17 protein-coding genes are annotated in these 12,633 nt (G+C 53.5%); 5 read left to right on the forward strand and 12 right to left on the reverse strand.

What is annotated here, in order from left to right; genetic code table 11:
* Positions 1-73: 73 nt before the first annotated feature.
* The 3 genes from ACLJZ5_RS15095 (at position 74) to ytfE (ending at position 2,733) form a co-directional block, all read left to right on the forward strand.
* Positions 74-922, forward strand: coding sequence for an SDR family oxidoreductase (locus tag ACLJZ5_RS15095; protein ID WP_024797774.1), 849 nt, complete (start codon positions 74-76; stop codon positions 920-922).
* Positions 923-1,002: 80 nt separating this feature from the next.
* A complete protein-coding gene (locus ACLJZ5_RS15100; protein ID WP_000623290.1) occupies positions 1,003-1,968 on the forward strand; it encodes a DMT family transporter in 966 nt (321 codons plus the stop codon).
* A gap of 102 nt (positions 1,969-2,070) precedes the next feature.
* A complete protein-coding gene (gene ytfE / locus ACLJZ5_RS15105; RefSeq protein WP_000331471.1) occupies positions 2,071-2,733 on the forward strand; it encodes an iron-sulfur cluster repair protein YtfE in 663 nt (220 codons plus the stop codon).
* Positions 2,734-2,844: 111 nt separating this feature from the next.
* On the opposite strand, the gene cycA is transcribed toward ytfE, so the two are convergent.
* Positions 2,845-4,254, reverse strand: a complete 1,410-nt coding sequence (cycA, locus tag ACLJZ5_RS15110) for a D-serine/D-alanine/glycine transporter (protein WP_000228322.1) — start codon at positions 4,252-4,254, stop codon at positions 2,845-2,847.
* A 295-nt stretch (positions 4,255-4,549) separates the two neighbouring features.
* Complete coding sequence (gene fklB, locus ACLJZ5_RS15115) at positions 4,550-5,170, reverse strand: FKBP-type peptidyl-prolyl cis-trans isomerase (RefSeq protein WP_000235161.1); 621 nt, start codon at positions 5,168-5,170, stop codon at positions 4,550-4,552.
* Between the two features lie 219 nt (positions 5,171-5,389).
* Between fklB and ACLJZ5_RS15120 the strand changes: the two genes are divergently transcribed.
* Complete coding sequence (locus tag ACLJZ5_RS15120) at positions 5,390-6,025, forward strand: OapA family protein (protein WP_001119448.1); 636 nt, start codon at positions 5,390-5,392, stop codon at positions 6,023-6,025.
* A gap of 49 nt (positions 6,026-6,074) precedes the next feature.
* Here ACLJZ5_RS15120 and ACLJZ5_RS15125 read toward each other — a convergent pair whose 3' ends face one another.
* The 5 genes from ACLJZ5_RS15125 to rpsF form a co-directional block, all read right to left on the reverse strand.
* Positions 6,075-7,001 carry a DMT family transporter gene (locus ACLJZ5_RS15125; RefSeq protein ID WP_024797775.1) on the reverse strand — a complete coding sequence of 309 codons (927 nt, stop codon included), beginning with the start codon at positions 6,999-7,001 and terminating at the stop codon, positions 6,075-6,077.
* A gap of 147 nt (positions 7,002-7,148) precedes the next feature.
* A complete protein-coding gene (rplI, locus tag ACLJZ5_RS15130) occupies positions 7,149-7,598 on the reverse strand; it encodes a 50S ribosomal protein L9 (RefSeq protein WP_001196065.1) in 450 nt (149 codons plus the stop codon).
* A 41-nt stretch (positions 7,599-7,639) separates the two neighbouring features.
* Positions 7,640-7,867, reverse strand: coding sequence for a 30S ribosomal protein S18 (gene rpsR / locus ACLJZ5_RS15135; RefSeq protein WP_000135199.1), 228 nt, complete (start codon positions 7,865-7,867; stop codon positions 7,640-7,642).
* Between the two features lie 4 nt (positions 7,868-7,871).
* Positions 7,872-8,186 carry a primosomal replication protein N gene (priB, locus tag ACLJZ5_RS15140; protein WP_001519453.1) on the reverse strand — a complete coding sequence of 105 codons (315 nt, stop codon included), beginning with the start codon at positions 8,184-8,186 and terminating at the stop codon, positions 7,872-7,874.
* Positions 8,187-8,192: 6 nt separating this feature from the next.
* Positions 8,193-8,588, reverse strand: coding sequence for a 30S ribosomal protein S6 (gene rpsF, locus ACLJZ5_RS15145; protein ID WP_001216673.1), 396 nt, complete (start codon positions 8,586-8,588; stop codon positions 8,193-8,195).
* Positions 8,589-8,974: 386 nt separating this feature from the next.
* Here rpsF and yjfY point away from each other — a divergent pair, with 386 nt between their 5' ends.
* A complete protein-coding gene (gene yjfY / locus ACLJZ5_RS15150; RefSeq protein ID WP_023217933.1) occupies positions 8,975-9,250 on the forward strand; it encodes a DUF1471 family protein YjfY in 276 nt (91 codons plus the stop codon).
* 53 nt (positions 9,251-9,303) lie between these two features.
* Here yjfY and ACLJZ5_RS15155 read toward each other — a convergent pair whose 3' ends face one another.
* The 5 genes from ACLJZ5_RS15155 to ulaC form a co-directional block, all read right to left on the reverse strand.
* A complete protein-coding gene (locus ACLJZ5_RS15155) occupies positions 9,304-9,861 on the reverse strand; it encodes a YagU family protein (RefSeq protein ID WP_000026294.1) in 558 nt (185 codons plus the stop codon).
* An 87-nt stretch (positions 9,862-9,948) separates the two neighbouring features.
* A complete protein-coding gene (locus ACLJZ5_RS15160; protein ID WP_024797776.1) occupies positions 9,949-10,635 on the reverse strand; it encodes an L-ribulose-5-phosphate 4-epimerase in 687 nt (228 codons plus the stop codon).
* Positions 10,635-11,489 (reverse strand): L-ribulose-5-phosphate 3-epimerase UlaE, encoded by an 855-nt coding sequence (gene ulaE, locus ACLJZ5_RS15165; protein WP_000949530.1) that lies wholly within the window; start codon positions 11,487-11,489, stop codon positions 10,635-10,637. The genes ACLJZ5_RS15160 and ulaE overlap by 1 nt, the downstream gene beginning before the upstream one ends.
* 9 nt (positions 11,490-11,498) lie before the next feature.
* Complete coding sequence (ulaD, locus tag ACLJZ5_RS15170) at positions 11,499-12,149, reverse strand: 3-keto-L-gulonate-6-phosphate decarboxylase UlaD (protein WP_000056761.1); 651 nt, start codon at positions 12,147-12,149, stop codon at positions 11,499-11,501.
* A gap of 13 nt (positions 12,150-12,162) precedes the next feature.
* Positions 12,163-12,627, reverse strand: a complete 465-nt coding sequence (ulaC, locus tag ACLJZ5_RS15175; RefSeq protein WP_000776531.1) for a PTS ascorbate transporter subunit IIA — start codon at positions 12,625-12,627, stop codon at positions 12,163-12,165.
* Positions 12,628-12,633: the final 6 nt, after the last annotated feature.

Below are 12,633 nucleotides of genomic sequence, written 5' to 3' on the forward strand. Positions count from 1 at the left end.
TTGTACGTACTTACTAAAAGTAAGTTTAGGTGGTAGCGTAATAAAACACAAGACCAACACTGAGGAGTTCACCATGATTGCTATCACTGGCGCAACAGGCCAACTGGGCCAACACGTTATTGAAAACCTGCTAAAAACGATGCCCGCCAGCCACCTCGTCGCGATCGTCCGTAACCCGAAAAAAGCCGCCCCGCTCAGTCAGCGCGGGATTGCCGTTCGCCAGGCGGATTACGCTAACGAAGCCGCGCTGACCACCGCCTTACAGGGCGTTGATAAACTGCTGCTCATTTCATCCAGCGAAGTGGGACAACGCACCGCGCAGCACCGCAACGTCATTCAGGCCGCCATTGCCGCGAAGGTGAAATTCATCGCCTATACCAGCCTGCTACATGCGGATAAATCGCCGCTGGCGCTCGCCGATGAACATATTGAAACGGAAAAAATGCTGGCTGAGTCAGGTATTTCTCACACGCTATTACGTAACGGCTGGTATACGGAAAACTACCTGGCGAGCGTCCCTGCCGCGCTGAAGCATGGCGTCTTTATTGGCGCAGCGGGAGAAGGGAAAATCGCCTCCGCAATGCGCGCTGACTACGCCGCCGCCGCCGCGCGCGTCATCCGTGAAGAGGGTCACGCCGGGAATGTCTACGAACTGGCGGGTGATGACGCCTGGACATTAAGCCAGTTGGCGGATGAACTTACTCATCAGAGCGGAAAAAAAATCGTCTACCAGAACCTGAGTGAAGTCGATTTTGCCGCCGCGCTGAAAGGCGCAGGCCTGCCTGACGGACTGGCGGATATGTTAGCCAATTCTGACGCTGGCGCGGCGAAAGGCGGCTTGTTTGATGACAGCCATACGCTGCGTAAACTCATCGGTCGCCCGACGACGACGCTCACAGAAAGCCTTCGCTCCGTACTGTAAGTGTTAAAATTTAGTTAATTTATGTGGCATCCTCATAGACCTTCTCTGATAATGACGGAACGGTTTATGAGGAGAATCTGATGATTAGCGGCGTGCTATACGCCCTGCTGGCAGGGCTAATGTGGGGATTGATTTTCGTCGGCCCGTTAATCGTGCCGGATTACCCGGCCCTCTTACAGTCAATGGGACGCTATCTGGCGCTGGGGCTGATTGCCCTGCCGATTGCCTGGTTAGGCCGCACGCGGTTACGCCAGTTGACGCGCAAAGACTGGTCCACCGCCCTGTCGCTGACTCTGATGGGCAATGTAATCTATTACGCCTGCCTCGCCAGCGCCATTCAGCGAACCGGCGCGCCGGTTTCGACGATGATCATCGGGACATTGCCGGTCGTCATTCCGCTTTTCGCTAACGTTCTCTATAGCCAACGAGACGGCAGATTATCCTGGCGGCGTTTAGCGCCCGCGCTGGCGCTTATCGGTTTTGGCCTGCTGTGCGTCAATATTGCTGAACTTAGTCAGGGATTGTCCGATGTTAGCGGCTGGCGCTATGGTTCAGGCATTGTGCTGGCGCTGATTTCCGTAGCGTGCTGGGCATGGTATGCGCTGCGCAACGCCCGCTGGCTGCGGGAAAATCCCGACAAACATCCCATGATGTGGGCAACGGCGCAGGCGCTGGTTACGCTGCCGGTCTCGTTAATCGGCTACGCGGCGGTCTGTCTGTGGCTGAGTATCCAGAAACCGCTGTTTACCCTGCCCTTTGGCCCGCATCCCGCGCTATTTATCGGTCTGATGATCGCCATCGCGGTGCTGTGTTCCTGGGTGGGCGCGCTGTGCTGGAATATCGCCAGCCAAAAATTGCCAACCGTTATTTTAGGGCCGCTCATTGTTTTTGAGACGTTGGCGGGACTGCTCTATACCTTCATTCTGCGCCAGGAAATCCCGCCATTCCTGACGTTAAGCGGCATTGCGCTCCTGGTGGCGGGCGTGGTCATTGCCGTGAGAGCGAAACCGGAAAAAGCGACCGTCGTTCCGGTCACGGAACGCTAATCTCATCCTGGCTTAAATTATACGCACCCCGAAAGAGTTATAGCCTCGCCTTAAAGATGCATCTAAAATACAACTTATATTGTTGCAAATGAGGTAACGGCTATGGCTTATCGCGATCAACCTTTAGGCGAACTGGCGCTCTCTATTCCCCGCGCATCGGCGCTGTTTCGCCAGTACGATATGGATTACTGCTGCGGCGGAAAACAGACGCTGGCGCGCGCCGCCGCGCGTCACGACGTCGATATTGACATCATTGAAGCACAACTGGCGCAATTGGCTGAACAGCCCATCGAAAAAGACTGGCGCGCTGTTCCGCTGGCGGACATTATTGACCATATCGTTGTGCGCTATCATGACCGACACCGCGAACAACTGCCGGAGCTTATCCTGCAGGCAACCAAAGTGGAACGCGTTCACGCGGATAAGCCAAACGTCCCACGCGGCCTGACAAAATATCTCACCGCGCTGCATGAAGAGCTTTCCAGCCATATGATGAAAGAAGAACAGATCCTGTTCCCAATGATCAAACAGGGTATGGGTCGCCAGGCAACGGGCCCGATAAGCGTAATGGAAAGCGAGCATGACGAGGCGGGAGAGCTGGTAGACGTCATCAAACACGTCACCCAAAATGTAACGCCGCCGCCAGAAGCCTGCACCACCTGGAAAGCGATGTATAACGGCATTAATGAGATGATTGATGATCTGATGGAGCACATCAGCCTGGAGAATAACGTGCTGTTCCCACGCGCGCTGGCCGGGGAATAATCGCCAGCCGGGCATTTTGCCGGATGGCGGCTGTAAACGGCGCCTTATCCGGCCTCCAAATCAACGCTACGCTGTAAGCCCGGTAAGCGCCAGCGCCACCGGGCAAAACAATTAACGCATTCCCGCCATCCGTTTCTTACCTATCAACAGCCAGCCCAGACCCAACGCGATAAACCACAGCGGCGTCACGATCAGCGCCTGGCGCGTATCGTCTTCCAGCGTCAGTAATACCAGCACGAACGCAAAGAACGCCATACAGACCCAGCACATCAGCTTACCGAGCGGCATCTTATAGATGGATTTTTCATGCAAGTGGGGGCGCTTTTTGCGGTACACCAGGTATGAACACAGAATGATGGTCCAGACAAACATAAACAGGATAGCCGAAACCGTAGTGATCATGGTGAATGCGCCAATCACGCTCGGGTTGACCATCAGCATAACCACGCCGCCCAGCAGGCAGATACAGGAGAAGGTCAGGCCTTTCGCCGGTACCGCGCGTTTTGATAGCTTAGCGAACGCTTTTGGCGCCACGCCTTCTTGCGCCAGGCCAAACAGCATACGGCTGGTCGAGAAGACGCCGCTGTTGGCGGAAGACGCCGCCGAGGTCAGCACGACAAAGTTGATCACGCTCGCGGCGGCAGGCAGACCCACCAGTACAAACAGCTCAACAAACGGGCTCTTATCCGGCACCACGGAACTCCACGGCGTCACCGACATAATGACAATCAGCGCAAAGACGTAGAACATGATGATACGGATCGGTATTGAGTTAATCGCGCGCGGCAGCGATTTTTCCGGATCTTTAGTTTCTGCGGCGGTAGTACCGACCAGCTCAATGCCCACGAAGGCGAATACCGCAATCTGGAAACCGGCAAAGAACCCGCTAATACCTTTCGGGAACCAGCCGCCGTCATTCCACAGATGCGCGAAAGACGCTTCAACGCCGGTCGGCGATTTAAAGTGCATCGCAATCATGACCAGCCCGACCACAATCAACGCCACAATGGCGACGATTTTGACCATAGCAAACCAAAATTCCATTTCACCAAACATTTTAACGGTGGCGAGGTTGAGGCTTAGCAGCAGGATCACTACCGCCAGCGAGGCGACCCAATCGGAAAGGCCGGGAAACCAGAACTGCGCGTAGGCGGTAATCGCCACCACGTCAGCCATACCGGTCACTACCCAGCAAAACCAGTACGTCCAGCCGGTGAAATATCCCGCCCAGGGGCCAAGCAGGTCGGAAGCAAAATCGCTAAACGATTTATATTCCAGATTCGAGAGCAGCAATTCCCCCATGGCGCGCATCACGAAAAAAAGCATAAAACCGATGATCATATACACAAAAATGATCGACGGTCCGGCGAGGCTGATCGTTTTACCCGATCCCATAAACAGACCGGTACCAATAGCGCCGCCAATAGCGATAAGCTGTATATGACGGTTTGTAAGATTGCGCCGTAGCGACTGTTCAGCCGGAGCCTGTTCGTCGGCTGCGACTTTTACCTGATCTACCATGTTTTTCTTCCTGTACCTGTCTGTGTTGTGCGGGCTCTACGGCCTTTGGTCTATGATACGACGATCCTGTTGTCAGGACTCATCGATATTAGGTAAGAATCGGCGGGATGAATACTAAGATTCAAATACAATGTTAATTTTATGTTTAAAATGAGTGTTATATCACTTTGATAATGCGAATTAGCTCACAAAAATACACGTAACGACGCCATTTGCAAAATAAAATATTGGCATCTGCTGAAGTCAGGGTTGCCGGATAAGACGTTTACGCCGTCATCCGGCAAACCCGGGGCGCTTACAGAATTTCCAGCAGTTCCACCTCAAACACCAGGGTGCTGAATGGCGGAATAGATGCCCCGGCCCCACGCTCGCCATAGGCCAGCTCCTGTGGGATAGTCAGTTCCCATTTGGAACCTACCGGCATCAGAGTCAGCGCTTCAATCCAGCCGGCGATCACGCCATTTACCGGGAATTCAGCCGGCTCGCCGCGCGCGACGGAGCTGTCAAATACGGTGCCATCAATAAGCTTACCGGTGTAATGCACGCGTACGCGGTCGGTACGCGCCGGAATCGCGCCTTCGCCCTGCGTCAGAACGCGGAACTGTAAACCAGATTCAGTACTGTTCACACCGTCTTTTTCGCGGTTTTCTTCCAGGTATTTCACGCCTTCAGCCGCCATCGCTTTGAAACGCTCACGACGCACCGCGTCCGCACGCTCATGAATTTCACGCAGCGCACGATGCACCACATCAACAGGAACCGCCGGGTGTTTACCTTCCAGCGCATCAGCAATGCCTGCAACCAGCGCTTCAGGCAACAGCCCTTCAAGACCGGATTCGCTGAGCTGCTGCCCTACCTGCAAACCAATGCCGTAGCTCGCTTGCGCTTCAATAGTGTCAAAAGTCGGGGTGGCCATTATTTTTCCTTCATCGGATATCAAAAAAGTAGCGGGCAGCATAACAGCCACGCTTCTTCTGGTAAAACTTTGTCTCAGGGAGGATGACAAATCGCAGGGAAAAAGAAACAATAGATTATCCGTATTGATGTCACGAAAGCGGATAGCACTACCAGTATCATAGCGTTAGCCATCTATACTCTATGATTAAGGAACGAGATGCGGAGCAGGAGGTAAACCATGCCCGGGCGCTTTGAATTAAAACCAACCCTGGCGAAAATCTGGCACGCGCCGGATAATTTTCGCATCATGGAGCCGCTGCCGCCTATGCATCGTCGTGGCATTATCATTGCCGCTATCGTGCTGGTGATCGGCTTCCTGCTGCCCGCCAGCGAGACCAGCGACTCGCCTGTCGTCACGCGGGAAGCGCAATTGGATCTGCAATCGCAATCACAGCCGCCGACAGAGGCCCAGCTTCAGGCGCAGCTGGTCGCGCCGCAAAACGATCCGGATCAGGTGGCGCCCGTTGCGCCGGAACCTATCCAGGAAGGCCAGCCGGAAGAACAAAACCAGCCGCAAACGCAGCCTTTCCAGCAGGATAGCGGCATCGGTCAACAGTGGCGCTCGTACCGGGTAGAGTCTGGTAAAACTCTGGCGCAACTGTTCCGTGACCACGGACTGCCCCCGACAGACGTTTATGCAATGGCGCAGGTAGAAGGCGCTGGCAAACCGCTGAGTAACCTCAAAAATGGTCAAATGATTAAAATTCGCCAGAATGCCAGCGGGGTGGTGACAGGTTTAACGATAGATGGCGATAACGGTCAACAGGTGCTGTTTACGCGTCAGCCTGACGGCAGTTTTATTCGCGCACAGTAACGCCGGCTGCGCCTTACCCCGCCTATACCCTATTCGTTCAGGTGAAGCATTACCGCTTCACCTTATTCACCCACCAGATCCCCGAACATACCAGCACCAGCGCAATCATGTATTTCCACTCCAATATATTCTCGCCGAGAAAAATAGCCGAAAGAGCCGCGCCGGAAACCGGGATCAGAAAGTTAAACGGCGCAATCATCCCCACGCGATTATATTTGAGTAAAATGCTCCATAGCGCAAAAGCGACCGACGAGAGCAGCGTCAGGTAGACTAAAATCGCCACCGACGAGAAGCCATGTATCGTCAGCGTACCGCCAAAAACGTAACCGCCAATGACCAGTACCAGACCGCCAATCCCCAATTGATAGCCAGTCATGACCATCGGATCGACCGTCTGCGAGAGACGTTTGCCATACAACGTGGCCGCAGAAAGAATAAACGCCGCCAGCACCACGGAGCCTTCTCCCGGCAGATTAAAGCTGAAATCCAGGCCGTTGCTGACGTTCACCACCATGACGCCCGCAAAGCCCAGAATACAGCCGAGCGTTTTGTTGTAGCTCAATCGGTCGTTCTGATAAATAAAGTGCGCCAGCAATACGCTGAAGAATGTGCCTGTCGCGTTCATGATTGAGCCTTTCACGCCGGAGGTGAACGCAAGGCCGATATAGAAAAAGAGATATTGCAGCGACGTCTGAGTCAGCCCCAGTAACGTTAACTGAGCAAACTGGCGCGGACGAAACCGACCAATCGGTTTACGCTGAAGCAGCGCGAACAGTAGCAGCAACACACCCGCAAACAAAAAACGATAACCAGCAAAAACAATTTTAGAAGGGATATCGTCGGTGGCTATCTGAAAGAGGTCATAACCGCTTTTGATGGCTGGATAAGCGCTGCCCCATAGCAGGCAACAAAATGCGGCACACACATAAACGACGTTTTTGCGGGCAAACGGGGAGGCCTGGCGTTGGGTATCCATTCTTTCACCAAGAAATTAAAATAATGTTTTATTTTTGATTATCGCGAAAAGAGGGGGAGATAGCCAGTCGAAAAGCGATGGGGTTAAAAAAGCAAAACGTCGGCGCAGGGCCGACGTTTCGTTGCTAGCAAAAACGAGAATGACTGATTACTCAGCAACCACGTTGATGATAACTTTCGCGAATACTTCGCTGTGAACCTGGAAGTTCACTTCGTGTTCGCCAGTGGTACGCAGAACGCCGTTCGGCAGACGAACTTCGCTCTTAGCCACGTCAACGCCAGCTGCAGTCACAGCGTCAGCGATGTCGCGAGTACCGATGGAACCGAACAGTTTACCTTCGTCGCCTGCTTTAGACGCGATAGTAACGGTTTCCAGGGCGTTGATTTTCTCTGCGCGTGCATTTGCAGCAGCCAGAACGTCAGCCAGTTTAGCTTCCAGTTCAGCGCGACGTGCTTCGAAGTATTCAACGTTTTTCTTGGTAGCCGGAACAGCTTTACCCTGTGGTACCAGGAAGTTACGAGCATAGCCCGCTTTAACGTTAACCTGATCACCCAGGCTACCCAGGTTTGCTACTTTATCAAGCAGAATAACTTGCATTACCTTATCCTCTCAAAGTCGTATTAATGGACCGTGACCGATTACTGATGGCGATCAGTGTACGGCAGCAGAGACAGGTAGCGAGCGCGTTTGATAGCGCGAGCCAGCTGACGCTGGTATTTTGCACGGGTACCGGTGATACGGCTTGGGACAATCTTACCGCTTTCGGTGATGTAGTTTTTCAGCGTAGCGATATCTTTATAGTCGATCTCTTGAACGCCTTCCGCGGTGAAACGGCAGAACTTGCGACGACGGAAATAACGTGCCATATGGCTAGTCTCCAGAATCTATCAATTCAATCTGCTCGGCATGCAGAACCATTTTGCTCAGACCGTTCTTTGCCTTGTGGCAAGAAATAAACCCCTGAACGGTTATGCGGCTGCCGACCGTTATACTGTGAGTAATGGCCTGGTTTTCGTGTCCGCTAACAATAACGGGCATTTGGCACCACGCCTGCCGGTGAAAGCCGGCTTCCTCTTGCACAGAACGATGCTCAAGCACGAACTGGCAATGCGGAATTCCTGATGGACTGACCTTTCGAAGGGGGGCCCTGCACACAGTGCCGGACAACGCCAGACGGTTGGTCATCAGAAATTACTCTTCAGAATCCCCAGCTTCAGCATCATCTGCGGTTTCGTTAGCGAAATCATCGCGACGCTCACGGCGCTCGTCTTTCGCTTTAACCATCGGAGAGGCTTCGGTAACAGCGTGCTTAGTACGCATAACCATGCTGCGGATAACGGCATCGTTGAAGCGGAAGGTAGTTTCCAGCTCATCGATCACTTCCTGCGGCGCTTCAACGTTCATCAGAACATAGTGCGCTTTGTGCAGTTTGTTGATCGGGTAAGCCAGCTGACGGCGGCCCCAGTCTTCCAGACGGTGGATCTTGCCTTCTGCGCCAGTGATGGCGGCAGAGTAACGCTCGATCATACCCGGAACCTGTTCGCTCTGGTCAGGATGGACCATAAAAACGATTTCGTAATGACGCATCGAATTGCTCCTTACGGATTATTCAGCCTCCTGTCTGGGTCAGCCGCGGCCCATGGAGGCAAGGAACGTGTTAAAGGTCGGCTGAAAAATGACGCGTTATAATACTGACACGCCCGGCGAAACTCAAGGCAATAGTTCGATTATTTATGTGCCTGCCGATCAGTTCTGAAATGTAAAAGATTAAGGATGAGATACCGACCTGTTAACCACCATAACAGCTAGCGAGTTGACGATTTATCAGGCATCAGCGGGAAATGCGGTAATTTTTTGAACAACTGCATCAGAAATGGTCGCTATCGCTCCTGCTGGTAGCGATTAAAATAACATCAGAGGTTCACAAAAAAGGAGGCAGGGCCAGGTCAGCAACCGCCGCCGAGGAGGTCACTATGTTCTTCCGTATTTTCCCCCTTCTGGCTGGATTTTTGCTCAGCGTAAATACAATGGCAGCCATTGAAATTGATAATCGTCAGGCCAGAAATATGGACGATATACAGAGCTTAGGCGTGATTTACATAAACCATAATTTCGCGACTGAAAGCGAGGCCCGCCAGGCGCTGAAAGAAGAAACTAATGCGCGAGGCGCAATGTACTACCACCCGATTTTGTTACGGGAGCCCGGTAGTAACGGCAACATGCATGCCAGCGCGGAGATTTATCGCTAGTATCAGGAAAATGCCATAGTTTTGCCCCCTGGTCAGGGGGCATTTTTTTTCGCTTATCGGGTTGTTAATGGCACTTCGGCATCCGGCTCATGCGTTATGCGGTTTCGCAGATCGCGGCGCATTAACTCAATCACCCAAAACCAAAATACATGTCCCAGAATTTCAGAAGCGTACTCGTCAAAAGGAAGTTGTGTAAGCGGAGGCGTTAAGTTCAGCGCCGGGCAGAATATGCCATGCACGACAACCGTAACAATCAGCCCCGCCAGTATCCCCTGCCATAATTTAACTTTCGGGAAAATTTCCGCGACGACGCAGTAACCTATTGCGAATACCAGCGAAAAGATAATGTGAGTTACCATCACAGGGTTAATAACATGCTCAGAAAAGGTATAAACCGTTTGTGTTGGGTCAATGCCTAAATAATCCCGCAAAAAAATATACGGTGGATTAAACTCATCGCGCCCGCCGGAAAACGTTCGCGGCGGTAAAGGAACTTCCGCGCCCCATTTTACAAATGCTGAAATAATACCCGCTGCAAAACCAATTAACGCAGCTACTCCATACCGACGCCGCTGTGGGTCAGTTTTAACAAACAATCCGTTGATAGACACAATAGTATGATTCTATAGAGTGTTATGAAAGAAGCTCCGGAATCTGACCAATTACATCCCTGAGGGATAGGATCCCGGAGCGTTGTTTTACTTCTGCCCGTAATACGCATTCGGGCCATGCTTACGCATGAAGTGCTTGTTCATCAGATAATCGTCGATGGGGTTGAGGCCAGGGTTAATGCCGCGCGCAATCCACGCCATCTTCGCCACCTCTTCCATCACCACTGCGTTATGTACCGCATCGTGCGCATCTTTCCCCCAGGCGAACGGCCCGTGTTGATACACGACAATACCTGGCGTATGCAGCGGTTCCACCTCGCCCAGCGTTTCGATGATCACCTTACCGGTGTTCAGCTCGTACTCGCCCTGCACTTCTTCTTCGCTTAACGCCCTGGTACAAGGAATATCGCCAAAGAAATAGTCCGCGTGCGTGGTGCCGAGCGCTGGAATAGCCATCCCCGCCTGCGCCCATGCCGTGGCGTGGGTGGAGTGGGTATGAACGACGCCGCCAAGCGACGGATAGCGTTGATACAGCGCCAGATGGGTAGCGGTATCGGAAGAAGGACGATAACGTCCCTCCACCACTTTGCCATCCATATCCACCACCACCATGTCATCTACCTTCATGGTTTCATAGGCGACACCGCTTGGCTTAATCACCACCAATCCGCGTTCGCGATCGATAGCGCTGACGTTGCCCCAGGTAAACGTCACCAGTCCATAACGGGGCAAATCCATGTTAGCGTCAAATACCTGCTGCTTGAGCTTTTGCATTAGGCTGCCTCCACCAGACCGGCGCTGGCCATGCGCGCTTTCACCCAGTCACGCGCTTTCGCTACCTCTGCCGCCGGGTTCTCTGCTGTTTCGCTCCACATCTCAATCAGATAGGGCCCGCAATAGCCACTCTGTTTGAGCGTTTCGAAGCAGCGTTCGAAATCGACAACGCCTTCGCCAAACGGCACATTTTTGAACACGCCGGGTTTAGTATCTTTGACGTGTACCGCGACGATATGCCCGATTCCCGCCTGTAGCTCCATCTGTACGTCGTTATCCCAGGCAGACAGATTGCCGATATCCGGATAGAGCTGGAACCACGGGTTATTGAGGTAGTGAGCATAGCCCAGCGCTTTACTGATGGAATTCATCAATGGGTAATCCATGATCTCCATCGCCAGCGTCACCTGGGCGCGGCTGGCCATATCAACGCTCTCTTTTAACCCATCGCGGAAGCGGCAACGCGTTTCGTCATTGGCCTGCTGATAGTAAACGTCGTACCCCGCCAGTTGAATGACGCGAATCCCGACGTCCTGCGCAAACTGAATCGCTTTACGCATAATCTCCAGCCCCTGCGCCCGTACCGCGTCATCTTCGCTACCGAGCGGAAAACGACGATGCGCGCTCAGACACATGGACGGCACGCGCACGCCGGTTTCAGCAACCGCGCTCACCAGCGCCAGGCGCTGCTCGCGACTCCAGTCGAGCCGCGCCAGTCGGGCGTCGGTCTCGTCCACCGACATTTCAACGAAGTCAAAACCCAGCGTTTTCGCCAGCCGCAGGCGCTCCAGCCAGCACTCCCCGGCAGGGAGCGCTTTTTCATAGATGCCGAGCGGAATTTGTTTCGACAGCATAGCCGCTCCTTAGCCCCACAGTTGGGCAATGGAGCGTTTGAACTGCCGTGCGGCTTCTACCGGCGATTCGGCATCGCGAATGCTACGCCCCGCGATAAAGACATGGATCGGAATGCCTTTGAACAGCGGCAGGTCTTCCAGCGCTAGTCCGCCGGTCACGGTCACTTTAAAGCCCATATCGGAGAGCCGCTTAATCGCGGTAATATCCGCCTCGCCCCACGCCACGCCTGCGGCCTGCGCGTCACGGCTGCGGTGATAAACCACTTGCTGAATGCCCGCATCGCGCCACTGCTGCGCCTGTTCCCAGGTCCAGTAACCGGTCAGTTCGATCTGCACGTCGCCGTTAAACTCTTTTGCCACATCCAGCGCGCCTTTTGCGGTGTTGATATCCGCACAGCAAATGACCGTCACCCAGTCCGCATTGGCTTCGAAACACATACGGGAGAGGATCTTACCGGCATCGGCAATTTTGGCGTCCGCCAGCACGATTTTGTGCGGATAGAGCGCTTTCAGATCGCGAACCGCACGCACGCCTTCGCCCACGCACAGAATGGTGCCCACTTCGATAATGTCGACTTCTTCGGCAATCAGGCGAGTGGTTTCATAGGCGCTATCCATAGTCTGGTTGTCCAGCGCGACCTGCAACATTGGTAATGACATTTTTAATTCCTTCTTAAGCTGCCGCGTTGGTGCGGTCAATGAGATCCAGGACTTCCTGCGCGGTGCGGCAGGCGCGTAAACGGTCAAAATTAGCTTCGTCTTCAAACAGGTTGACGATCTGCATGATGCCCACTTCCTGGTGAGTGTTGGCATCAACCGCCGCCATGGTGATCAGAATATCGACCGGGTCGTTATCTTCGTGGTTGAACTCCAGCGGCTTTTTCAGGGTCACCAGCGAAAAACCGGTTTTCTTCACCCCTTCTTCCGGGCGGCCATGCGGCATCGCCAGGCCGGGGGCAATCACAAAATAGGGGCCAAACTGCTCAACGCCATCCAGAATCGCCTGGTAATAGCGCGGCTCTACCACGTCGGCAGCCACCAGTAAATCGACGCCGATCTTGACGGCTTCCTGCCAGGTATTCGCTTCAGCCTGCAGGCGGATAGAATTATTCTCCGCCAGTGAATCACGTAATTTCATGTTGCA

Source organism: Salmonella sp. 5800 (genome assembly GCF_046558195.1).
Taxonomy (GTDB): domain Bacteria; phylum Pseudomonadota; class Gammaproteobacteria; order Enterobacterales; family Enterobacteriaceae; genus Salmonella; species Salmonella enterica.

Bases quoted from the DNA above. Each gene is read 5' to 3' on its own strand.
- ACLJZ5_RS15095 (WP_024797774.1), top strand. From the start codon at position 74: ATGATTGCTATCACTGGCGCAACAGGCCAACTGGGCCAACACGTTATT.
- ACLJZ5_RS15100 (WP_000623290.1), top strand. From the start codon at position 1,003: ATGATTAGCGGCGTGCTATACGCCCTGCTGGCAGGGCTAATGTGGGGA.
- ytfE (WP_000331471.1), top strand. From the start codon at position 2,071: ATGGCTTATCGCGATCAACCTTTAGGCGAACTGGCGCTCTCTATTCCC.
- cycA (WP_000228322.1), bottom strand. From the start codon at position 4,254: ATGGTAGATCAGGTAAAAGTCGCAGCCGACGAACAGGCTCCGGCTGAA.
- fklB (WP_000235161.1), bottom strand. From the start codon at position 5,170: ATGGCCACCCCGACTTTTGACACTATTGAAGCGCAAGCGAGCTACGGC.
- ACLJZ5_RS15120 (WP_001119448.1), top strand. From the start codon at position 5,390: ATGCCCGGGCGCTTTGAATTAAAACCAACCCTGGCGAAAATCTGGCAC.
- ACLJZ5_RS15125 (WP_024797775.1), bottom strand. From the start codon at position 7,001: ATGGATACCCAACGCCAGGCCTCCCCGTTTGCCCGCAAAAACGTCGTT.
- rplI (WP_001196065.1), bottom strand. From the start codon at position 7,598: ATGCAAGTTATTCTGCTTGATAAAGTAGCAAACCTGGGTAGCCTGGGT.
- rpsR (WP_000135199.1), bottom strand. From the start codon at position 7,867: ATGGCACGTTATTTCCGTCGTCGCAAGTTCTGCCGTTTCACCGCGGAA.
- priB (WP_001519453.1), bottom strand. From the start codon at position 8,186: ATGACCAACCGTCTGGCGTTGTCCGGCACTGTGTGCAGGGCCCCCCTT.
- rpsF (WP_001216673.1), bottom strand. From the start codon at position 8,588: ATGCGTCATTACGAAATCGTTTTTATGGTCCATCCTGACCAGAGCGAA.
- yjfY (WP_023217933.1), top strand. From the start codon at position 8,975: ATGTTCTTCCGTATTTTCCCCCTTCTGGCTGGATTTTTGCTCAGCGTA.
- ACLJZ5_RS15160 (WP_024797776.1), bottom strand. From the start codon at position 10,635: ATGCAAAAGCTCAAGCAGCAGGTATTTGACGCTAACATGGATTTGCCC.
- ulaE (WP_000949530.1), bottom strand. From the start codon at position 11,489: ATGCTGTCGAAACAAATTCCGCTCGGCATCTATGAAAAAGCGCTCCCT.
- ulaD (WP_000056761.1), bottom strand. From the start codon at position 12,149: ATGTCATTACCAATGTTGCAGGTCGCGCTGGACAACCAGACTATGGAT.
- ulaC (WP_000776531.1), bottom strand. From the start codon at position 12,627: ATGAAATTACGTGATTCACTGGCGGAGAATAATTCTATCCGCCTGCAG.